The 20,877-nt window shown below is 68.9% G+C and carries 19 protein-coding genes; 6 read left to right on the top strand and 13 right to left on the bottom strand.

Annotated features, from left to right (window positions below; genetic code table 11):
* The first annotated feature begins 199 nt into the window (after window positions 1-199).
* From ACIBEI_RS12135 to ACIBEI_RS12120, 4 genes are all read left to right on the top strand, one after another.
* Window positions 200-724 (top strand): PadR family transcriptional regulator, encoded by a 525-nt coding sequence (locus tag ACIBEI_RS12135; protein WP_398887732.1) that lies wholly within the window; start codon window positions 200-202, stop codon window positions 722-724.
* Window positions 721-1,407, top strand: coding sequence for an ABC transporter ATP-binding protein (locus tag ACIBEI_RS12130; RefSeq protein ID WP_398887729.1), 687 nt, complete (start codon window positions 721-723; stop codon window positions 1,405-1,407). The genes ACIBEI_RS12135 and ACIBEI_RS12130 overlap by 4 nt, the downstream gene beginning before the upstream one ends.
* The gene (locus ACIBEI_RS12125) at window positions 1,404-3,734 is read left to right on the top strand and encodes an ABC transporter permease (protein WP_398887727.1); all 2,331 of its coding nucleotides are present in this window, start codon (window positions 1,404-1,406) and stop codon (window positions 3,732-3,734) included. The genes ACIBEI_RS12130 and ACIBEI_RS12125 overlap by 4 nt, the downstream gene beginning before the upstream one ends.
* A 246-nt stretch (window positions 3,735-3,980) precedes the next feature.
* Complete coding sequence (locus ACIBEI_RS12120) at window positions 3,981-4,514, top strand: alkyl hydroperoxide reductase (RefSeq protein WP_398887725.1); 534 nt, start codon at window positions 3,981-3,983, stop codon at window positions 4,512-4,514.
* Between the two features lie 166 nt (window positions 4,515-4,680).
* Here ACIBEI_RS12120 and ACIBEI_RS12115 read toward each other — a convergent pair whose 3' ends face one another.
* The 9 genes from ACIBEI_RS12115 to ACIBEI_RS12075 form a co-directional block, all read right to left on the bottom strand.
* On the bottom strand, window positions 4,681-5,424 hold the full coding sequence (locus tag ACIBEI_RS12115) for a hypothetical protein (RefSeq protein WP_398887723.1): 744 nt from the start codon (window positions 5,422-5,424) through the stop codon (window positions 4,681-4,683).
* Window positions 5,421-5,888, bottom strand: coding sequence for a hypothetical protein (locus ACIBEI_RS12110; RefSeq protein WP_398887721.1), 468 nt, complete (start codon window positions 5,886-5,888; stop codon window positions 5,421-5,423). The genes ACIBEI_RS12115 and ACIBEI_RS12110 overlap by 4 nt, the downstream gene beginning before the upstream one ends.
* A gap of 13 nt (window positions 5,889-5,901) precedes the next feature.
* Window positions 5,902-8,124, bottom strand: a complete 2,223-nt coding sequence (locus tag ACIBEI_RS12105; RefSeq protein WP_398887719.1) for a glycoside hydrolase domain-containing protein — start codon at window positions 8,122-8,124, stop codon at window positions 5,902-5,904.
* A 148-nt stretch (window positions 8,125-8,272) separates the two neighbouring features.
* Window positions 8,273-8,788: a hypothetical protein gene (locus tag ACIBEI_RS12100; protein WP_398887717.1), complete on the bottom strand. Its 516-nt coding sequence runs from the start codon at window positions 8,786-8,788 to the stop codon at window positions 8,273-8,275.
* 445 nt (window positions 8,789-9,233) lie between these two features.
* Window positions 9,234-10,652 (bottom strand): AI-2E family transporter, encoded by a 1,419-nt coding sequence (locus ACIBEI_RS12095; RefSeq protein WP_398887715.1) that lies wholly within the window; start codon window positions 10,650-10,652, stop codon window positions 9,234-9,236.
* A 135-nt stretch (window positions 10,653-10,787) separates the two neighbouring features.
* Window positions 10,788-11,504 (bottom strand): transglycosylase SLT domain-containing protein, encoded by a 717-nt coding sequence (locus ACIBEI_RS12090; protein ID WP_398887713.1) that lies wholly within the window; start codon window positions 11,502-11,504, stop codon window positions 10,788-10,790.
* Between the two features lie 416 nt (window positions 11,505-11,920).
* The gene (locus tag ACIBEI_RS12085; RefSeq protein ID WP_200396098.1) at window positions 11,921-13,246 is read right to left on the bottom strand and encodes a PhoH family protein; all 1,326 of its coding nucleotides are present in this window, start codon (window positions 13,244-13,246) and stop codon (window positions 11,921-11,923) included.
* Between the two features lie 321 nt (window positions 13,247-13,567).
* On the bottom strand, window positions 13,568-14,341 hold the full coding sequence (locus ACIBEI_RS12080) for an isoprenyl transferase (protein WP_200396099.1): 774 nt from the start codon (window positions 14,339-14,341) through the stop codon (window positions 13,568-13,570).
* Between the two features lie 799 nt (window positions 14,342-15,140).
* Entirely contained in the window at window positions 15,141-15,329 is a 189-nt protein-coding gene (locus tag ACIBEI_RS12075) for a winged helix-turn-helix transcriptional regulator (protein WP_398887710.1), read from the bottom strand.
* Between the two features lie 41 nt (window positions 15,330-15,370).
* Here ACIBEI_RS12075 and ACIBEI_RS12070 point away from each other — a divergent pair, with 41 nt between their 5' ends.
* Complete coding sequence (locus ACIBEI_RS12070; protein WP_398887708.1) at window positions 15,371-16,543, top strand: winged helix DNA-binding domain-containing protein; 1,173 nt, start codon at window positions 15,371-15,373, stop codon at window positions 16,541-16,543.
* Window positions 16,544-16,633: 90 nt separating this feature from the next.
* Here ACIBEI_RS12070 and ACIBEI_RS12065 read toward each other — a convergent pair whose 3' ends face one another.
* Window positions 16,634-17,446: a class I SAM-dependent methyltransferase gene (locus ACIBEI_RS12065; protein ID WP_398887706.1), complete on the bottom strand. Its 813-nt coding sequence runs from the start codon at window positions 17,444-17,446 to the stop codon at window positions 16,634-16,636.
* Between the two features lie 85 nt (window positions 17,447-17,531).
* Window positions 17,532-18,404, bottom strand: a complete 873-nt coding sequence (locus ACIBEI_RS12060) for an LLM class flavin-dependent oxidoreductase (protein WP_398887704.1) — start codon at window positions 18,402-18,404, stop codon at window positions 17,532-17,534.
* A gap of 385 nt (window positions 18,405-18,789) precedes the next feature.
* On the opposite strand from ACIBEI_RS12060, the gene ACIBEI_RS12055 reads away from it, so the two are divergent.
* On the top strand, window positions 18,790-19,620 hold the full coding sequence (locus ACIBEI_RS12055) for a hypothetical protein (protein WP_398887702.1): 831 nt from the start codon (window positions 18,790-18,792) through the stop codon (window positions 19,618-19,620).
* Here ACIBEI_RS12055 and ACIBEI_RS12050 read toward each other — a convergent pair.
* Window positions 19,589-19,780 (bottom strand): hypothetical protein, encoded by a 192-nt coding sequence (locus ACIBEI_RS12050; protein WP_398887700.1) that lies wholly within the window; start codon window positions 19,778-19,780, stop codon window positions 19,589-19,591. The genes ACIBEI_RS12055 and ACIBEI_RS12050 overlap by 32 nt on opposite strands.
* Window positions 19,720-20,643: a helix-turn-helix domain-containing protein gene (locus ACIBEI_RS12045; RefSeq protein WP_398887698.1), complete on the bottom strand. Its 924-nt coding sequence runs from the start codon at window positions 20,641-20,643 to the stop codon at window positions 19,720-19,722. Before ACIBEI_RS12045 ends, ACIBEI_RS12050 begins: the two co-directional genes overlap by 61 nt.
* Window positions 20,644-20,877: the final 234 nt, after the last annotated feature.

The following is a 20,877-nucleotide window of genomic DNA, read 5'->3' as shown; positions in this document are numbered from 1 at the left end:
GTTCGGGGGCGAAGCCCCTGAGTTAGTGACGGGAATGGGTAGGGGCGGCGGGGGCGAAAAGAAGGGGGCCGGCGCCCCACCCGCCACCCAGTAACAGAACCGTGACAATCAAGCCTGACCTGCGAACCCGTACGCCTCGAAAGCAGCTATCCACGGTGCGTATACACACGGTGTATACGCCCTGTGTACAGTGCTCCGCATGTCCATCGGTCACACGCTCCTAGGGCTCCTGGAGTCCGGGCCCCGCCACGGTTACGACCTGAAGCGGGCCTTCGACGAGAAGTTCGGTCACGACCGGCCGCTCCACTACGGCCAGGTCTATTCGACGATGTCCCGGCTGCTGAAGAACGGCCTCGTGGAGGTCGACGGGATAGAGGCGGGCGAAGGCCCCGAGCGCAAGCGGTACGCGATCACCGAGGCAGGCGTCACCGACGTCCAGCGGTGGCTCGCCACACCGGAGAAGCCGGAGCCCTATCTCCAGTCGACCCTCTACACGAAGGTCGTCCTCGCCCTCCTGACGCACCGCGACGCGTCCGGGATCCTCGACACCCAGCGCGCCGAGCACCTGCGCATGATGCGGATGCTCACCGACCGCAAGCGCAAGGGCGATCTCGCCGACCAGCTGATCTGTGACCACGCACTCTTCCATCTCGAAGCCGACCTGCGCTGGCTGGAACTCACCGCCGCGCGCCTCGGCAAGCTCGCAGAGGCGGTGACTCGATGACCCCCGCAGGCTCCCTGCTCGTGGCCCACGACCTGCGCAAGGCGTACGGCCCCACCAACGCCCTCGGCGGCGCCGGGTTCAACATCCACCCGGGCGAGGTCGTCGCCGTGATGGGCCCCTCGGGCTCCGGCAAGTCGACCCTCCTGCACTGTCTGGCCGGCATCGTGACGCCCGACTCGGGCTCGATCATGTACGGCGGCCAGGAAATGGCGACGATGAACGACGCCCAGCGCAGCGCGCTGCGCCGCTCCCAGTTCGGCTTCGTCTTCCAGTTCGGCCAGCTCGTACCGGAGCTGACCTGCGTCGAGAACGTGGCCCTGCCGCTGCGGCTCAACGGCGCCTCCCGCAAGGAGGCCGAGCGCACCGCCCTGGCCCGGATGGAACAGCTGGAGGTCGACGACCTCAAGGCCAAGCGGCCCGGCGAGGTCTCCGGCGGCCAGGGCCAGCGCGTCGCCGTCGCCCGCGCCCTGGTCACCGACCCGCGCGTGCTCTTCGCCGACGAGCCCACCGGCGCCCTCGACTCCCTCAACGGCGAACGCGTGATGGAGCTGCTCACCGACGCCGCCCGCTCCGCCAACGCCGCCGTCGTCCTCGTCACCCACGAGGCCCGCGTCGCCGCCTACTCGGACCGCGAGATCGTCGTACGCGACGGCAAGTCCCGGGACATGGAGCGCGTCGTATGAGCGCACGCCAATGGTCGAAAGACCTCGCCATGGGTGCCAAGTTCGCGTTCACCGGCGGCCGCGAGGGCTGGGTGCGCGTGCTGCTCACGGGCGTGGGCGTCGGTCTCGGCGTGGCGCTGCTGCTGCTCACCACCGCGATACCGAACGCGATGCAGGCACGGTCCGACCGCGAGAACGCGCGCACGGACCTCGTGTACAGCGAGTCCGAGCCGGCCAAGTCCGACAACACCGTGCTCGTCGCGAACGTCGACACCGAGTTCCGCACCCAGGACATCCGCGGCCGCCAGCTGGAGCCCGAGGGCCTGCGGGCACCGTTGCCGCCGGGGCTGAAGAAGTTCCCCGCGCCGGGCGAGATGGTCGTGTCCCCCGCCCTCAAGGAGCTGCTGGAGTCCAAGGACGCCAAGCTGCTGCGCGAGCGGCTGCCGGAGCGGATCACCGCCACGATCAGTGAGGCGGGCCTCATCGGTTCGGCCGAACTCGCCTTCTACTCGGGCGGCGACAACCTGGCCCGGTACCACGGCGGCCCCAACATCACGCGCATCAACACCTTCCAGGGCGAGGAGCAGCCCTCGGAGGAGATGGACCCGGTCCTGCTCCTGCTCGTCCTGACGGTCTTCGTGGTGCTGCTGATGCCGGTCGGCGTCTTCATCGCCGCGGCCGTACGCTTCGGCGGCGAGCGGCGCGACCGCAGGCTCGCGGCGCTGCGGCTGGTCGGCGCGGACGGCCGGATGACCCGCCGGATCGCCGCGGGCGAGGCGCTCTCCGGGGCGGTGCTCGGGCTGCTCTTCGGCACCGGCTTCTTCCTGGTCGGACGCCAGATCGCGGGTTCCGTCGAGGTCTTCGGCTTCAGCGTCTTCCCGAGCTACCTCAACCCGACGCCCGTACTCGCCGTCCTGATCGCCGTCGCGGTCCCGGCGGCCGCGGTCGCGGTGACGCTGCTCGCCCTGCGCGGTGTGGTCATCGAGCCGCTCGGCGTGGTGCGCACGGCCAGGCCCGCGCGGCGCCGTCTGTGGTGGCGGCTGCTGCTGCCGCTGGGCGGTATCGGGCTGCTCGTCCCGATGATCGGGAAGGGCACCGAGAACGGGAACTTCAACGAGTACATGGTGACCGGTGGCGTCATCCTGCTCCTCGTCGGCATCACCGCTCTGCTGCCGTGGGTCGTGGAGGCCGTCGTGGCCCGGCTGAACTCGGGCTCGGTCTCCTGGCAACTGGCGGTCCGCAGGCTCCAGTTGAGCAGCGGCACGGCGGCCCGCATGGTGAACGGCATCGCGGTGGCGGTGGCGGGCGCGATCGCCCTGCAGATGCTGTTCTCCGGAGTCCAGGGCGACTACACGGAATCCACCGGCAACGACCTCTCGCGCGCCCAGATGCAGATGTCCGTACCGCGGACCGCCCCGCTCGCCGAGGCCCGGCAGACCCTCGCCGACACCCGCGGTGTGCGCGAGGCCATGGCGCTCTCCGACGGCTGGCTGGGCGAGGGCAGGAAGGACCCCGAGAAGTCCACGGGGCTGACCGTCGGCGACTGCGCCACCCTGCGCGAGGTGGCCAAGCTGCCCTCGTGCCGCGAGGGTGACATCTTCGCCGTGCACGACGTCGAGTACGCCACGGACACCCCGGAGCTCGCCGCAGCCGGCCAGAAGCTCTACATCGACCCCTCCTACGACTCCGAGAAGGGCAAGGAGGTCGCCTGGACGGTGCCGCGGGACATCAAGAAGGCCGGCGCGCGCAAGGACCCGAAGGGCTTGGAGCGGGACGGTTTCCTGTTCACCCCGAGCGCGCTGCCCACCGCGGCGGCCTCGACCCTCGACGGGGAGATCTACCTCCAGCTCGACCTGGCGGTCCCGGATGTGCGTGAACTCGTACGCAACGCCGCGGCGAAGGTGGACCCGCTCGCGAGCCCCTGGTCGTACTCGTCGAGCGAGCGCTCCGACACCTTCGGCTCCATCCGCACCGGACTGTTCGTCGGCGCGGCCTGTGTCCTCGCGCTCATCGGGGCGAGCCTGCTCGTCTCGCAGCTGGAGCAGCTGCGCGAGCGCAAGAAGCTCCTGTCGGTCCTCGTCGCCTTCGGCACCCGGCGCCGCACCCTGAGCCTCTCGGTGCTGTGGCAGACCGCGATCCCGGTCGCCCTCGGCCTGCTCCTCGCCTCGGTGGTGGGCCTCACCCTGGGCGCGGTCCTGTTGAAGATGACGGACACCAAGGTGACCGTGGACTGGCTGAGCGTCCTGGCCATGACGGGCATCGGCTCGGCGGTCGTCCTCGTGGTGACGGCCCTCAGCCTGCCGCCGCTGCTGCGGCTGATGCGCCCGGACGGGCTGCGTACGGAGTAACGCGCCCCTCGGCACACCACGCGGCCGCGCCCCCGACAGGAAGGGGGCGCGGCCGCTGCCGGTGCGATCACCCGGCTTGCCCCGACTTGACCTGTTTCACCGGCCAGTTGCTCCATGGCAGTCTTGGCGGCGTCCAACCCGTACGGAAGGCCGCAGAGCGGTCTTTTCCGTCACCCAAGAGGAGCCCTCATGCTCGCCGTAGGTGACCGTCCGCCCGCCTTCGAACCGCCGGCCGGTGAGTGAACCATGTCGCTCGACGCGCTGAAGTCCGCGATTCCGGACTACGCCAAGGACCTCCGGCTGAACCTCGGTTCGGTGCTCGGCAACTCCGAGCTGTCGCAGCAGCAGCTGTGGGGGACGGTACTCGTCTGCGCCATCGCCTCCCGGTCTCCCCGCGTCCTCCGTGAACTGGAGGAGGAGGCCAACGCGAAGCTCTCGCCCGAGGCGTACACGGCGGCCAAGTCCGCCGCTGCCGTCATGGCGCTGAACAACGTCTTCCACCGCACGCGGCATCTGATCTCCGACCCGGCGTACGGGGGTCTGCGGCCCGGTCTCCGTATGAACGTGATCGGCAACCCGGGTGTGGAGAAGGTCGACTTCGAACTGTGGTCGCTCGCCGTGTCCGCGATCAATGCGTGCGGGCAGTGCCTCGACTCCCACGAGCAGGTGCTCCGCAAGGCCGGTGTCGACCGGGAGACGATCCAGGAGGCGTTCAAGATCGCTGCGGTCGTCCACGCGGTGGGTGTCACCCTGGACTCGGAGGCGGTGCTGGCGGAGTAGCTCCGCCGGCTTTCGCCCCGTCCGGCCCCGTTCACGACGATCCAGCGCTCCCCCGGCGTCGCAACGACGGGGCGCCCGCGGGGAGATGACTCCCGGCGGGCGCCCCGCGTCCGGCTCTGCCGACCTGGCTCTGCCGACCTGGCTCTGTCGGCGTAGCTCCGCTTGCCTAGCTCTGCCGGCCGGCCAGCCGCTTCGCGGCCTTGCGGCGTTGGGGCTGGAGGGGGTCGACGAGGACGCCTGCGCCCCTGCCGGGCGTGTAGGCCCAGTGGCGAAGCTTCTCCGCGACCTTGATGAGCCGCTCGTCGCCCGGCGGCACGTCGATGTAGAACAGCGACTCGTCCGGCTTGCCGTCGTCGCCACCCCAGCGGACCACGCCCTCGCAGTCGGCGAGGATGTCCCGGATCACCAGCTCCTCCATGGGATAGAAGCCGCCGCGCGCCCCCGAGGGATAGGAACCGGGCCGGATCCGCACCGCGGTACCGGACGCCAGGTTGGACTCCGCCAGCCCCTTCCGCACGGAACCCGGCGCCTGCCAGCCGAGGACCTCGCCCTTGCGGAGTGTGTCGATCTCGTAGTGGAAGCGGCGGACCACGTGGACGAGGACCGTCTCGACCTCCGCCATACGCATCGGCACGCCGGCGAGCGGAGTGGCGGGGACCGGTCTGGTGTAGATGTGGCCGTGGCTGTCCACGGTCTTCTCCATCTCCCACCCGTTCTTCGAAGGGGTTCCTGTCAGGACTCGCTTGTTGCGCTCCTGTGCTCTCCGTATCGCCTCACGGACCTTGTCCGGCTCGGGGTCCTTGTCCGCCGCACGGGCGGGAAGGGACAGAACCTGTGAGCCGACGGCAACGCCGGCCGCTACGAACGCGGCACGTCGCAGGGCGGCGCGGCGAGAGATGTTCAGGGTCACTTCTTCGTCTCCTCGTACCAGTTTTTGGGGCGCGCAACGTATGTCAGAGCGGCGGCGGTTACCCCGAAAACCCCTGCCACGGGATTCACGTATCCCGGCACGACGGCGTTGTACGTCTGCCCGCCCGTGACGCGACACCTGAATTGCAGCGGAAGGAAGGAATACTCGTAACCGACGACGGACTTGACCTGCTCCGACTTCAATCTCTCCGCACATTCCAGGGCTTGGTTGCTTTCATCCAGCATCAGGAGATGAAGCACGCCCCAGCCGTACATGCCGACCACGCAGGCCCATGCCAGAGCAGCAGCGCCTTTGACGACCCTCTGCGTATCCCGCTTGCCGCCGTTGCGGAACAGCAGGAGCGCTCCGCGGATGGCGAGCCACGGCGTGATGACGACGCCCGCGGCGCTCAGAAGGAGTACGAGACCGATGTAGAGGTCGTCGGAGGCGTCTGTTACCAGCATGGTGAGGAGCCTGTCAGTTGTTCCGAGCGATGGAGTTGTACTTCTCCATGATTTGGTACAGCGCCGTCCGTTGCTTGGCGTGGGGTGTTGCCTCCGATTCCGCCGATCCCTGGTACCGGCGCAGGATCTGGAATATCTCGCTCTCCGTGTAGTCCAGGCGCATCGGGCGGAGAGGCTCCTCTTCTATGACATTGCCCGGAGCCCCGTCCGCGTTCCACAGATGGATCAGGGGGACGGTGGACATGGCGAACTGCTCGTCGAACCGGCAGTCGTCCCAGATGTTGTACTTGTCCTCGTCGGTGGTGCCCCGGATGCTGCCCTCGACGTAGCCCTTTCGTACGGCGTGATTCCATGCCAGGAGGGCGGTGTTGCCGAAGATCTGGGCTATCCCGGTGGAGCTGTCCTTGAAATACCCGGTCGTGTTGAATGTCGTACGGACCGCTTCGTCCACACTCAGGTCGACCGCGTCGATGTGCCGCATCTCCCAGTACGCGGTCGTCTGGATGAGGGCCTTTCGCATCTTGTACCGGTAGGCGAGCAAAGTGGTGACCGAGTCCCACTCGAGCACGACCCTGCGGAAGCACTCCTCGTGCGTGTGCGACCTGAGACCACCGTCGTTGGGGAAGCCGATCGACTCCATGTACTTGCCGACGTCCGTCCTCATCGCCGTGATGAGGTCCGAGTCGAGGCTGGTGTCGGGGAGAGGCGCACGGGGCGGGTTGAACGAGCCCTGTCCGGTGTCGCGCCCCGAGGCGATGTTGATGTCGATGTTGATCGCCCCGGTGCCGGTGCCTATGGTGCGCGTGACGATCTGGTCGTACGCCCAGTCGGGCGGCAGCGGATAGCCGAAGTTGCCGGAGAAGCCGGACGACATGTCGCAGACGAACGACGCCGTGGAGTGGCCGGCCTCGGCGACGCGGATGCACACGTTGCGCGGCCCGTAGACGCCGATCTCGAACCGGTTGCCGTCGTCGGCGACCGCGTCCGCGATGCCCTTGAAGTGCGGCAGGACGTTGCTGGTGACTTCCTGGTCGAGGGCGTCGAAGTCCACGGCCCAGAAGATCCGTGTGCCCGCCTTGAAGCCGTGGTCCAGGGCCGCGTTGATGGCGGCCTGCCCGGCCGCACGGCCCTGCGGATAGGTGAAGCCGTCGGCGTCCCGCCCGTACGTCTGGTAGATCGGGAAGCAGCGCAGTCCGTTCGCGGCGATGGTCTGGAGTTCGCCGGGCTGGATCGCCTTGTGCTTCAGGTCGTCGGGCGGGGTCGGGTCCGGCTGGGTGAGATAGCGGCCCAGGTACTTGATGCCCTGTGCCTTCAGCGTGGCCGCACGCTCGTTGGTGATCAGGGTGACGCCGTCGCAGGCCTCGCCGTTGCGGGACTGGTCGCCGTAGGAGACGAGGAGGGAGGCCCAGGTCGAGAAGTTCCCGGTGCCGGTGACGGGGAGCTTCGCGAACGACTGGAAGGCGGAGACGGCCGAGGCGAGGGCACTGGTGAAGGTGGAGACGAAGTCCACGGGCCGCTGGTTGAGAACCATGGCGGCGGAGAACAGCTTGACGAACGTGTTGGAGTCGCCGGTGGCGACGGTGTGGGACTTCAGGCCGCTCTGCGTGCCGGGCCCGAAGACGCCGTTGGCCGTACCGTCGGCCATGCCGAGTTCGTACTGGACGGCGAACAGCATCGACTTGGCGACGTCGCGCGAGTGGTTGCCGTCGGCCGGGATGATGAAGAAGTCTCTTCGGTGGATGTACGACCCGTTCAGCCATCTCTGGACGGCCCGGATGGTCTCCGAGCCGCCGTTGACGGTGACGTAGGCGTCCATGTTGAGCAGGCCCTTGAACACCTTCGGCACCAGGTTGCCGCCGGGGTAGGCGAAGTCCACGCCCATGTTCTGCTTCAGCTGGGTGACCGAGGCCACCACACGGGAGTTGTACGTCCCGTCGATGTCGCCGCCGTCGTAGCCCTTGCAGTACAGGGCGGACTGGATGATCTTGGCGAAGTTCTGGGACGGCACCGTACCGCTGTTGAGGGACGGGTACTTCGACGTGAGCGTCGAGAGCGTGGTGGGGCCGAAGGTGTCCGACAGGCTCGTGATGCCGAGTTCGTACTGCAGGGCCCGCGTGAGCGCGAACATCATCGACCAGCCGGTCACCCCGGTCTCGGGTATGCGGTCGATGCCGAGCTTTCCTGCGTAGGCGCCATTGATGAACTGCTGCGCTTTGCGCACCATCTCGTCGGCCACGTGGGGCTCCTGTCAGTCACTGGTCTGGCATGAGTCGGACATTTTCGGGCACGGCGAAGAGGGCCGATCAGAAAGTGGTTGCGCGTTCGGCATTTCGAGCCGCGGAAAGGGACCCGCACCGCCCGGCGGGACGCCATTGGCGTCGCCCTTAACCGCAGGGGAATACGTAGCTCGAGCTGTAGTTGATGAAGAGGCTGCTGGAAGTCCGCCCCATTTTCGCGGTGACCGGCGCGCAGGCGAAGCTGGAGACGTACACCGGCCCGGCGTACTCGCTGAAGTTGCCCTCGTCGGGGTCGCAGGCGGTGCCGCCCGCTTTGCACACCTTGAGGTACATGTAGCGCGAGGCGCCGACATTGTTGTCGAGGATCGCGCAGCCCTTTCCACCGTTCTCGTAGGCGAACAGGGTGGCCAGGCGCAGGTCGGGGTCCGTCCCGAGGGGCAGCGGGATCCCCTTCCTCAGCGTGTATCCGGTGCCGCACGCGTTGGCGGCGGCAGCGGCGGCCGACATGTCGGCCCGGGCGACCGCACGGGTCACGGCGTCGGCGTCCTTCGAGATCGGCACGCGCGGCGCGTCGAGAGCGACGGCCTGCGGCGCGACCAGAACAGCGGCGAACAGCGCCATGGCCGCGACAGCCGCGCGCAGGATCGTGGTGGGTCTGAACATGTGACGCGAACACCTTTCAGTGGACGGCATTGCTGAATTCACGGGCACAGCAGTGCACTGCCCAGCCGCCATTCCTCGACCTCGGGGCATGGTCCTGCCACATGGACGAAAGGGAAATAAGAGCAACCGAGCAGTGCCTATGAAACGGGGACCGATCAGGTCCCTTGATTTCTGAATTACCTTAGATGCGCAGGGAATCTTCCTCCAGGGCTTATGACGGTGCCCGGGACGACTGACTGGAATTCACCCCGAAAGCGGAATGACATGCTCATGAAGCGGAGGCCAGGCAAGTAACAGGAGAGGCTCGTGTGAGTGCTGTGAAGCGGAGGACGGTTGAGGGCTCCGGCTCACACAAGATTGGCCGGATGGCGATGGCGACGTTGGCCGAACCCCACGCGGGCCCGGGCAACCGGCAGGAGCGGCAGGAGCGGCGGGGCGATGCCCCCTACGACGGCGAACCGTCCGTCGGCCGGTGTTCCACCGGCGCCACCCTCGTCGCCGTCGCCCCCCGCGGCACCGGGGACGTACGCAGCGCCGGCTCCTGGGAGTACGAACGCAGGTAGCCGACCACGGTGTTGGTGACGGCGACGAGCGGGACGGCGACGACCGCGCCGCCGATGCCCGCGACCATCCCGCCCGCCGCGACGGAGAGAACGACGGCGAGCGGATGGACCCGGACGGCCCGGCCGAGGATGAACGGCTGGAGGATGTGGCCCTCGATCTGCTGGACGGCGAGCACCACGATCAGCGCCATCACCGCGGTGAAGACCCCCTGCGTCACGAGCGCGACTACGACGGCCAGCGCACCGGAGACGACTGCACCCACCAGCGGGATGAAGGCGAAGAGAAAGATGAAGACGGCCAGGGGGACGGCCATCGGGACATCGAGGAAGAAGATGCCCAGGCCGATGAAGATGGCGTCGATCAGCGCCACTATCACCGTCCCGCGGACATAGGCCGTGAGCGTCCGCCAGGCACGCGGTCCGGCCCCCGCCACCCCGGGCCGCGCCGCCGCCGGCACCAGCTTGAGCGTCCACTGCCAGATGCGCTTGCCGTCGTAGAGGAGGAAGAGCGTGGAGAACATCGTGAGGAGGATGCCGGTGAGGGCCTCGACGATGACGGTGACACCTTCCAGGCCCGCCGACGTGATCTCGTCCGTGTTCGCCCCGACCGCCTCGCGCAGGCTCTTGGCGATGTCCTTGATCTGGTCCTCGGTGACATGGAACGGGCTGTTGAGCAGCCAGCGCTGCAACTCGTCGATGCCGTCCTGGATCTGGTCGGAGAGGTTGTCGATGTTCTCCATGACCTGCCAGACCACGAACCATCCGACGAGCCCCATGACCACGAAGCCGAGGGTCGCGGTCAGCGCGGTGGCGAGCCCGCGCGGCACCCCGTACCGCCGCAGCCGCGCCACGGTGGGCTGGAGCAGTGCGGTGATGAGCAGCGCGGCGACGAAGGCGAGGACGACGAGCTGTACGGCGCTGATGACGCGCATCAACACCCAGACGGTGCCCGCGAGTACGAGCAGTCGCCAGCCGGCCTCGGCGGCGACCCGCATGCCCCACGGAACGGCCGCGGCGGGGTCGGGGCGAGCGGCGGGGGCCGGGGCGGCCACGAGGGTGTCCGAGGGCGGGGAGGGGGGAGGGGGCGTGGCGGTCCCGGTGGACGCGGCCGGGGCGTCGGAGCTGTCCCTGCCACCCCGACCGATGCCGTCGCCCCGGTCGATGCCGTCGCTCCGGCCGAAGTCGCCGTCCCCGTCGAAGTCTTCGTCCTCCTCGGCCTGCGCGCGGCGCGCGCTCAACCGGTCTCCCAGTTCGGTGAGGCCGGCGCCGAGCCGGCCGAGCCACCCTGGCACTCGCGACATGATCCGTCCCTTTTCCCCGTTGTGCCCCACCACTCCCCCCTGGAGTCGTCGGCATCGACCGTACATGGCAGAAGCCCCTCACCGTAGGACGGTGAGGGGCTCCGAAAAGGTTGAGAGGACCGAGTGGCTGTCGGCCTAGTAGTAGTTGTTGGCCTGCCAGAAGTTCCAGGCCTCGCACGGGCTGCCGTAGCGGTCGTTCATGTAGCCGAGGCCCCACTTGATCTGGGTGGCCGGGTTGGTCGCCCAGTCCGCGCCGGCGGAGGACATCTTCGAACCCGGCAGCGCCTGCATCAGACCGTAGGCGTCGGAGGTGGGGTTGTCCGCCCGGTAGTTCCAGCTGGACTCGTGGTCCACGATGGTGCTGAAGCACTGGAACTGGTCCGCCGGGACGATCTGGCGCGCCATCGCCTGGATCTCCGCGACGCTGTACGAGGACTGCGTCGGGAAGCTGGAAGCGTCGCGGGTCGCGGAACGGCTGGCGACCTTCTCGGCCTCCTTGCGCTCCTTCGCCTCCTGCTCGGCCTTCTCCGCTGCCTTCTGCTTGGCGACGGCGTCCTTGGCGGCCTGCTTGCGCGCAGACTCCTCGGCGTCCTTCTTGGCGGTCGCGTCGGCCGCGATGGCCTGCGAGTCGGCCTGCTGAGTCAGGGATGCGGTCTGCACCTGCGCCTGCGCACCCGCGGGTATGTCCGCGAGAAGCGTCGCGCCTGCTGCCGTTGCCTCCGCGTCGTCGCTCGAGGACGCGGTGTTGCCCGAGGCAACACCGGTGACAGCGCCGACAGCGGTGACCGCGGTGGCCGAGGCCACTGCGAATCCCCGGACCGAAATCCGGCTCACACGGTTTCCTTCCAGCATCGCCCGCTACAGGTGACCCTCGCGGACGCAATCGTGCCCTTGGCGCTGGCCTCCCAACTGCGGGGTCACGGGAGGCGCGGGCCCGATGGGCAACTCCCGCGAGGGAGCGCCGCGTGGTGCTCGGGCGGCATACGACGGCTTTATGGAGTTCTGTTACTTCTGTGGTGCCGTACCGCTGGGGGCACAGGTGTGTCGTATGCGGGGCCTGACAGGAGTGAGACTCTGCCGCACCCCGACACCGGAGGGCAATTCTGTGTCGGGTGTGAAAGCTCACACCTCGTTTGGCTCAGGAGTTTTTCGGAAACGAGCACACGCCAGGACGCCGCCCGGCTAGGCTCTTCAGCCTTTGCCGGACGGCGTCAATTACCGTGTAGCCACCACCCGTTGGACAGACCGGACGGGTGGGGCGACCTTGATCAGATGTGCCCGTCCTCCAGCATTTCGGTCACAAGCGCCGCAATCTGGGAGCGCTCGGACCTGGTGAGTGTGACGTGCGCGAAGAGCGGATGGCCCTTCAGCTTCTCCACGACGGCCACGACACCGTCGTACCGGCCGACCCTGAGGTTGTCCCGCTGGGCCACGTCATGGGTCAGGATCACCCGTGAATTCGCGCCGATTCGGGACAGAACGGTCAACAGGACGTTCCGTTCCAGGGATTGGGCCTCGTCCACGATCACGAACGCGTCGTGGAGGGAGCGGCCGCGGATGTGCGTGAGCGGCAGGACCTCCAGCATTCCGCGGGCGGTGACCTCTTCGATGACCTCGCGGCTGGTGACCGCGGACAGCGTGTCGAAGACAGCCTGCGCCCAGGGGCCCATCTTCTCGGACTCGGAGCCGGGCAGATAGCCGAGTTCCTGCCCGCCGACCGCGTACAGCGGACGGAAGACCATCACCTTCTGGTGCTGGCGCCGCTCGAGCACGGCCTCCAGGCCCGCGCACAGGGCGAGCGCCGACTTTCCGGTGCCGGCCCGGCCGCCCATCGAGACGATCCCGACGTCCGGGTCGAGCAGCAGATCCAGCGCGATGCGCTGCTCGGCGCTGCGGCCCTTGATGCCGAAGGCCTCCCGATCACCCCGTACGAGCCGGACGTTGCCCTCGGACGTCACGCGCCCCAGGGCCTTGCCGCGCTCGGACTGGATCATCAGGCCCGTGTGGACCGGATAGTCGGACGCCTCCGGGACGTACAGGGTCTCCTGGTCGAAGAGGAGGTCCACCTGCTCGCCGGAGAGCGTCAGTTCGGACATTCCGGTCCAGCCGGACGAGCCCGTGATGGCGAGTTCCGCGCGGTACTCCTCGGCGAGAAGCCCGACCGAGGAGGCCTTGATCCTGAGCGGCAGGTCCTTCGACACGACTGTGACGTCGAACCCCTCGGCCTGCAGATTGCGGGCGACCGCGAGGATGCGGGAGTCGTTGTCCCCCAGGCGATAGCCGCTGGGCAGCACGCTGGGGTCCGAGTGATTGAGCTCGACACGTACGGTCCCGCCCAGTTCCCCGGTGGGGATGGGGGCATCGAGACGGCCGTACTTCACCCGGTAGTCGTCCAGCAGGCGCAGTGCCTGCCGGGCGAAGTAGCCGAGTTCGGGATGGTGCCGCTTGGCCTCCAATTCCGTGACCACGACGATCGGAAGCACTACTTCGTGCTCGTCGAAGCGGTTCATGGCGTGCGGGTCGGCCAGCAGGACGCTGGTGTCGAGAACATAGGTGCGCCGGTCTGGCATACGGCGCTTTGTGCTGGTCACCACGGAAGGACGTACCCCCTCGGATGAGGTCGGGGAGCGACGGAGGAGAGCTGGACCGGTGTCCGGCCGCGATGCACGGGCCGACTACCGGCCCTCTCCGCTTCGTCCGTACTGACCGCACGGTCGGGCTGGTGCAAAGGGCCTCCCGGGCGGACGGCCCCGTGCCGTCCGCTGAGATACGACACCCGTGGTTCGGGCGTCGACCTGCAAGGCTTATGCCCTCGAACGCGCGATGCCATGCCAAGGGCGATGACGGCGCGTTCGTTAACACCAGATGACGTACGTCCCTGAGGGCGCCCCCTGCGAACGGGGCCACCCGAAACCTCAGCCTCCGTAGCGCCTGTGTCGCGCCGCGTAGTCGCGCATCGCGCGCAGGAAGTCGACCTTGCGGAAGGCCGGCCAGAAGACCTCACAGAAGTAGTACTCGGAGTGGGCCGTCTGCCAGAGCATGAATCCGGACAGCCGCTGCTCACCGCTCGTACGGATCACGAGGTCGGGGTCGGGCTGGGCGCTGGTGTAGAGGTGCTTGCCGATCATGTCGGTGTCGACGCTGTCGGCGAGCTCCTCCATCGAGGTGCCCTTCTCGGCGTGGTCGAGGATCATCGAGCGCACGGCGTCGGCGATCTCCTGGCGTCCGCCGTAGCCGATGGCGCAGTTCACGAGTATTCCGTCGACGTGCGCGGTGGACTCCTCGGCCTCCTTCAGGACGGTCTGCATCCGGGAGGGCAGGATGTCGGGCGTGCCGACGTGGTGCACACGCCAGCGGCCGTCGGCGGCGAGCGAACTCACGACGTTCTCGATGATGCCGAGCAGCGGTACGAGTTCTTCCTCAGGGCGGTCGAAGTTGTCCGTGGACAACAGCCAGAGGGTGACGACCTCGACGTCGGTCTCGGAGCACCAGCCGAGGAACTCCTCGATCTTGTCGGCGCCGGCCCGGTGCCCCTGGGCGGCGGTGCTGCCCGCCGCCTTCGCCCAGCGCCGGTTGCCGTCCATGATGACCCCGATGTGCTTGGGCACCTGGTCGTGGTCAAGGTGGCCTTCCACCCTGCGTGCATAGAACCTGACCAGCAAGCGGCGCAGGTTGTCGCGCAGGTTCACGTTTTCGTCAGCCCCTCCGTGCAGATAACGGTCCCCCGAGGGCGACACCCTACCGCTGCTGAGGCCCCGCTCCCCCTTGGGGTGCAAGGCCTTCTGCTCTCCGGGCGGTACGGAGCGAGGACGGGCCGTGCGGGGCGACGGAACGGGCGACCGCACGGGCAACGGCACCGACGACGAGCCGGCGACGGACCGACGACGGGACCTGAGGGCGTACGCCGGGGCGTGTGAGCGCACAAAAAAACGGGCCGGTCCGTGGGGGGGAGACGGACCGGCCCGAGGGGGGGTTTCCACCATAACCCTTCGTAAGTGATGCTGCGTGCATCGGCGTGCCACAACTACTCTCCGGAGTCGCCCGGCAACGCCTGGGTGGGTGCGGAAGCGTTCATTCAAGGGCAGAACATGGCCGAATCACAGCGGATTCCAAGGCGGTGGAGGCGAATCCGGAGGGAACCAGGGGGTTTCCGAGCGGTTCTGGGGCACTGGGCCATCCGCCTCGGACGTACGCCCCAAGGGTGAAGGGCCTGAGAACGTCCACTTGACGCCAAGGATGATTTCGCGACCGCGGCCGCTTCGCGATTCCGTCCGCACCGGAACCCCGTACGGGACTCCCGAACGCGCCCCCCCGGCGCTGTCGGCAGGGCACCGCGCGGCCCCCTCCTCCGCGCGGTACCGTCCCGCGCAGCTTTGCTCACGCGAATTACCTTCCTTCGAATCTACGTGAGCCGGAGAGGTGCGACGGACCATCCGGGGTAACGATGTGGAAACTCTGTGAGCGTTTCCGGGATTTTCGTGAGGGTCCTCACCCGGACTGGGCGGCAACCGGCGACTCTTTGCTCAAGCCTGGGTGTTTACGGGTGACAATTTCCTTCATGTGCAGATCATCCCATTCGCCCAGTGGCATGAGCGCGGTGTTCAGCGCCTTGCCCAGCTCGGTGAGCGAGTACTCCACGCGGGGCGGCACCTCGCCGTACACCTCCCGGTGCACCACGCGGACAGGATCTGACCTAATCCGGGTCTACCGTCGCCGCCATGACATCGAGGATCACATGGGACGGGGCGAGCGCGCGGCGCTACGAGCGGCAGCTGCTGGGAGCGCCCGCGCCGGCCGGTACGCCTGTCGCCGAGGTCGTCTCCACGCTGCTCGCCACGCACGCGCAGGTCCTGTCGGCGGCCGAGCTCTCCGTCGGCCTGCGGCTCGACGGCGCGACCCGCCAGGACGTGCGCGCGGCACTGTGGGAGGACCGGAGTGACGGCCGGAGTGACGGCCGGAGCCTGGTGAAGACGTACGGGCCGCGCGGCACGATCCATCTTCTCGCCGCCGCCGAGCTCCCCTTCTGGAGCGCGGCGCTGACCGCCGTGCCCGGCACTGCGAGCGCCCCGCCGGGCCTGCGGATGACGCCCGGACAGGAGGAGCAGGTCGTCGCCGCGATCGGTGACGCCCTCGACGGACGGCAGCTGACCATCGACGAGCTGTCCGAGGAGGTCGTGGCCCGCACCGGCCCCTGGGCCGGTGACCTCGTGATGGAGGCGTTCCAGGGCAAGTGGCCGCGCTGGCGTCAGGTCATGCACCGCGCGGGCCAGTCCGGCGCGCTGTGCTTCGCCCCCAACCGCGGCCGCAAGGCCGCCTACACCCGCCCGCCGCACTTCGACCCGCTCCCCGCGGACGAGGCGCTCGCCACACTCGTGCGCCACTATTTGCACGCGTACGGTCCCGCGACACCGCAGCACTTCGCCAAGTGGGCGGCCGCGCCCAGGGGTTGGGCCGCCGACCTCTTCGCCGCGCAGGCCTCCTCGGGCCGGATCGAGGAGGTCGACTTCGAGGGGGCACCGGCCTGGGTGGTGACGGGCGACACGGACTTCCCGACGGAGGCCGTACGCGGGGTGCGGCTGCTCCCCTACTTCGACGCGTACGCCATCGCCGCGCAGCCCCGCGAGCGGATGTTCCCCGGGGCGGCGTACGAGCGGGCCCTGGCGGGCGGGCAGGCGGGGAACTTTCCGGTGCTGCTCGTCGACGGTGTGGTGGCCGGGGTCTGGCACCAGCGGCGGCAGGGCAAGCGGACCACGGTGACGGTGGAGCCCCTGGGCCGGCTGACCCGGGCGCAGGAGCGGGAGCTGGGGAAACAGGTGGAACGGGTCGGTGAAGTCCTGGAGGCGGTGCCGGAGTTGGCGGTGGGGAAGGTGACGGCGGGCCCGCACGCGTAACCGGCGGACGTCAACTCAGCCCGGCTCTCGGGGACTTGTTCGCGCCACGCTCGCCACGCTCTCTTGTGATTGCCAAGCTCGCCGCGCGTTCTACGGTCGGCGGGCCTCGACGAGGTGGCGGGAGCTGTGGGCCACGAACGGGCCCTCCGCCATGATCCGCTCGTGCAGGTCCAGGAGCCGGGTCCGGTACTGGTCCACGGTGAAGCCCGGCACCATCCACACCACCTTCCGCAGGAAGTGCACGACCGCCCCGATGTCGTGGAACTCCATGCGCAGCCGCTCCGCGCGCAGATCGACGACCTCAAGACCGGCCGCCTCGGCTCCGGCACGCTCGCGGTCCGGGTGGCGGGCGTTGCGGTTGGTGTCCGGCTGGCGGCCGAGGAAGTACTCGACGAGTTCGTACGCGCTGCTGGGGCCCACATGCTGGGCGAAGTAGGTGCCGCCGGGGGCGAGGACACGGGCGATCTCCGTCCAGTGCGCCGTCACCGGGTGCCTGCTCACGACGAGGTCGAACGCCGCGTCGCCGAACGGCAGCGGGGCGTCCTCCGGCGAGGCGACGACCACCGCGCCGCGCGGGTGGAGCAGGGCGGTGGCCTTGGCGACGTTCGGCGGCCAGCCCTCGGTGGCGACGGTCGGCCGCGGCAACTCCCGCGCCGACGCCAGCACTTCCCCGCCACCGGTCTGGATGTCGAGCGCGGCCTCCGCCATCGCCAGCCGCTCACCCATGGCCCGCGCATATCCCCAGGAGGGCCGCTCCTCCGTGGCCCGCCCCTCGAACCACGAGAAGTCCCAGCCCTCGGTGGGAACGGCCTCGGCTTCCGCGACGAGTTCTTCGAAGGAGGGGGTGAAAGGCGTGGATGGAGTGGAGGCGGTGGACGGGGTAGAGGGGGTGGTCAGGCTCATCGGGCGATGGTGGCAGGCGGGGTTCGTTTGCCGCGACCGAATTCCGGGGTGTACGTGCCGGGGTGCGTGGTGCTGCTCGGGCCTCCTACGGAACCAGGGGGCGTACGTCCTCCGCGGTGAAGCGTACGAAGCCCTCGGGGTCCGGTTCGTCGGCGGTCGGCTGGAGGATCACCGTGTCGGCGCCGGCGTCCGCGAGGCGGCGGACGGCCTCGGCGACCGCTTTCGCCTCCCCGGCGACCCCGAGGTCCGGGACCGACGCCACGCCGTCCGCCTCCAGCTCGGCGCGGAGGCGGGCGGCGGCGTCCGGGCCGGTAGCGGTGAGGAGGTAGACGACAACCTCGTGCCCGCCGTCGCGGGAGCCCGACTTCCGCCCCTCGTCGATGAGTTGGCGCGCCTTGCGTACGCCCTCCGGGGACGTACTGGCGGTGAGGATGGTGCCGTCCGCGAACTCGCCCGAGAGCCGGAGCGTACGCGGGCCGGTGGCTCCCGCGAGGATCTCCACCGGTGACTGCGGGGGCCAGTCGAGGGCGACGTCGTCGAGCTTCACGTACCGGCCGTCCGTGGTCACGCGCTCGCCCCGCAGCAGCGCGCGCAACGCTACGAGGTACTCACGCAGCAGCGTCACGGGCGACTCGGCCCGCGCCCCGACCTGCCCCATCCAGTCCTGCACGCCGTGACCGACACCCACGATCGCCCGGCCCGGGAAGAGCCGGTGCAGGGTCGCGGTCTCCATCGCCGTCACGGCGACGTTCCGCAACGGCACGGGCAGCAGCCCCACCCCCACCCGCAGCCGTTCCGTCCAGGCCAGCGCTGCCGCCGCCGCGGAGATCCCCCCTTCCAGAAAGCAGTCCTCCCACAGCCACAGCTCCTCCAGCCCCGCCTCCTCCGCCGTACGGACCATCGCGCGCAGACGTTCTGGGGGCAGCTGAGGCCGGAACACGGCACCTAGTGCAGTCATGCGGCCTTCCTACCTGCCGACTGTCCGCAACACAACGCCACGGCCCTGCACCACAGACGTCACGCAGAAAGTAGGGGGCAGAGGTCTATTGGTTTCGCCGTCCCAGGGTTTCGTCGGGACCCATCACGTATCCGCAGGTCAGAGAACTGGCGCCGGTGAACCTCTGGGACTCAGACCACACTTACGGAGTTATCCACAGGCCGTGCTGCCGGGGGTGGGTTTGGGGGAGAGTTGGGGGGTGCGGGGATTGCGGGAGGTTGCTGTGGGTGGGGTGGTGGTGGCGGAGTGGGCCTTGGCTGAAGGGTGGTCGCGGTCCGCGCTCTACCGGTGTCTCAAGGAGGACGGGTGGGCAGCGCTCGGTGAGGGGGTCTGGGCGGAGCCTGGTATGGAAGTGGATCTCCGGATGCGGCTCAGGGCCGTGCAGCTCGCCGCGCCGGAGCTCGTCGTGAGTCACCGGGCGGCTGCCTCGCTTTGGCGGATCGAACTGCTGCGGGAGGAAGCCGAGTTCACCGATCCGGAGGGGGTGCGGCAGCGGAAGGGCGTGCGGGTGCACCGTAGTGCGCTGCCCTCCGGGGATGTGGTCGAGCGCGCCGGGCTGCGGGTCACGAGCGTCCACCGCACGCTGGTCGACCTGTTGCTGTCGGTGCCGCGGGACGAAGCGCTGGTGGCCGTCGACTCCGCGCTCGCGCGCCGCACAGTCGGGATCGGGGACCGCGGGCGCGAGCAGCGGATCCGGCGAGCGCCGCTCACCCGTCTCGACGCCGTCGCCACCGCGCTCGGGCACGCGCTCGGGCAGCGCAGGCGTGGTGCCGTCCGGGCCGGGGGCCGGCTCGCGCTCGCCGACCCGGCGTGCGGTTCGCCGGCGGAGACGGTGGCCCGGCTGCGGATGTACGACGCCGGCCTGCGCCCCGAGACGCAGGCCGAGGTCGTCACCTTCAGCGGACGCGTACTGCGCCCCGACTTCCTGTTCCGGGCGCAGGGCGTCGCCGTCGAGATCGAGGGGTACGCCTATCACGGCCGCCGCGAGGACCACCGCCGTGACGTCGCCCGTTTCAACGACCTTCAGCAGTGCGCCGAGGTACGGGTCGCGTTGCGGTTCACGGCGGAGGAGGTGTTCCACGCCCCAGAGGCGATGATCGCCACGATTCGGCGGGCGTTGGGGGCGATGGCTGGGGGCACAGGGATCACAGCAGGTGGTCCACCTTGCCTGCCTTGATGTCCTGGATGAGGGTGCGGAGGGCTTCGCGTGTGTCGGTGAGATATGCCTCCTCGGCTCCGGCGAGGGCGATGTAGGCGTTGCCGGTGGTGTCGGTACCTATGCGGAAGCAGTTGGCGCCCTCTCCGCAGAAGGGGGGTTCCCATGTGATGTCCTGCACGACTGTGTCTCCTGGAGGTCGGCGGCGAGGGTCTGGATGAAGTCGCGTGACGCGTCGGGGGCAAGGGCCACGGCTTCCGCCGCATCGAGCTGTGCCCGGTACTTGTGGAGTTGCATCTCGGTGTCGATGAACTCCGGTCCGTGCGTGCTGTCGAGTTCCACGGTGTCGAGGGCGGAGATGGTCGACTCCGCATAGACGACCGACTGTCCGGCTCCGGGGAAGCCGCCTGCCTTGAACGGGATGACCCGCACTGTGATGCTGTCTCGCTCCGACAGGCACAGGACGTGCTCCAGCTGCCGCCGTGCCACCGCTGTTCCGCCGAACTCCATACGCAGGGCGGCCTCATGGAGGATGACGTCGAGGACAGGCGGTTCGGGTCGGTCGAGCACCTGCTGCCGGTCCATGCGGTGCGCCAGGCGTGCGGCGACATCGGCGGCGGGCAGGCGCGGGATTACCGCCTCGAAGACCGCACGGGCGTGGTCCTCGGTCTGGAACAGTCCCGGCAGGTGTACGGTCAGCGCGACGCGGAGGCGCTCGGCATGCCACTCCATCTCGGCGATGTCCAGGAAGCTCGGGGAGAGTTGGCCCCGGTACGTCTCCCACCAGCCCTTGTCGCGCTCGGCGGCCATGCCGGCCAGCGCCTCGACCAGCGCCACGTCAGCGCAACCGTAGTTGGCTGCCAAAGTACGCACGCGTTCCGGGCTGATACCTGACCGGCCGGACTCCATGTTCGGCACGTTCGTGCGCGGAACGCCGAGCAACCCTGCGGCGTACTCCGTCGTCATGCCTGCGGCAGTACGCATCTTGCGCAGCTCCGAACCCAGCCGCCGCTGCCGCTCCGTCGGTGTGCTCCTTGGCGGCATCCGCCCCTCCAGTTCGGCGCTGTGACGGGTAAGTCTGCCTCCGTGCGAGCAGGCGGGTCCACCACGGTTGAGTGAATCCGAGCCGCAAGGTAGTACACGTACTCCATCATGCTCTACGTTGAGTAACGCACACGCTACACACGGCACTTGGCAGTGCATCGCGCGAGCCTGCCCCGAACTCCTTCCCTGGGAGGGGCGGGCCCGCGTCAGGGAGACGAGCCACCGGCCGCCGTG

Source organism: Streptomyces sp. NPDC050988 (genome assembly GCF_044456225.1).
Lineage (GTDB): Bacteria > Actinomycetota > Actinomycetes > Streptomycetales > Streptomycetaceae > Streptomyces.
This window is presented reverse-complemented; position numbering and strand designations above follow the sequence as displayed.

Excerpts from the sequence above, each read along its gene's own strand:
- ACIBEI_RS12055 (WP_398887702.1), top strand. The coding sequence starts at position 18,790 with ATGGAAGTGGATCTCCGGATGCGGCTCAGGGCCGTGCAGCTCGCCGCG.
- ACIBEI_RS12110 (WP_398887721.1), bottom strand. The coding sequence starts at position 5,888 with ATGCTGGTAACAGACGCCTCCGACGACCTCTACATCGGTCTCGTACTC.
- ACIBEI_RS12120 (WP_398887725.1), top strand. The coding sequence starts at position 3,981 with ATGTCGCTCGACGCGCTGAAGTCCGCGATTCCGGACTACGCCAAGGAC.
- ACIBEI_RS12125 (WP_398887727.1), top strand. The coding sequence starts at position 1,404 with ATGAGCGCACGCCAATGGTCGAAAGACCTCGCCATGGGTGCCAAGTTC.
- ACIBEI_RS12070 (WP_398887708.1), top strand. The coding sequence starts at position 15,371 with ATGACATCGAGGATCACATGGGACGGGGCGAGCGCGCGGCGCTACGAG.
- ACIBEI_RS12135 (WP_398887732.1), top strand. The coding sequence starts at position 200 with ATGTCCATCGGTCACACGCTCCTAGGGCTCCTGGAGTCCGGGCCCCGC.
- ACIBEI_RS12130 (WP_398887729.1), top strand. The coding sequence starts at position 721 with ATGACCCCCGCAGGCTCCCTGCTCGTGGCCCACGACCTGCGCAAGGCG.
- ACIBEI_RS12100 (WP_398887717.1), bottom strand. The coding sequence starts at position 8,788 with ATGTTCAGACCCACCACGATCCTGCGCGCGGCTGTCGCGGCCATGGCG.
- ACIBEI_RS12045 (WP_398887698.1), bottom strand. The coding sequence starts at position 20,643 with ATGCCGCCAAGGAGCACACCGACGGAGCGGCAGCGGCGGCTGGGTTCG.
- ACIBEI_RS12090 (WP_398887713.1), bottom strand. The coding sequence starts at position 11,504 with ATGCTGGAAGGAAACCGTGTGAGCCGGATTTCGGTCCGGGGATTCGCA.
- ACIBEI_RS12095 (WP_398887715.1), bottom strand. The coding sequence starts at position 10,652 with ATGTCGCGAGTGCCAGGGTGGCTCGGCCGGCTCGGCGCCGGCCTCACC.
- ACIBEI_RS12065 (WP_398887706.1), bottom strand. The coding sequence starts at position 17,446 with ATGAGCCTGACCACCCCCTCTACCCCGTCCACCGCCTCCACTCCATCC.
- ACIBEI_RS12060 (WP_398887704.1), bottom strand. The coding sequence starts at position 18,404 with ATGACTGCACTAGGTGCCGTGTTCCGGCCTCAGCTGCCCCCAGAACGT.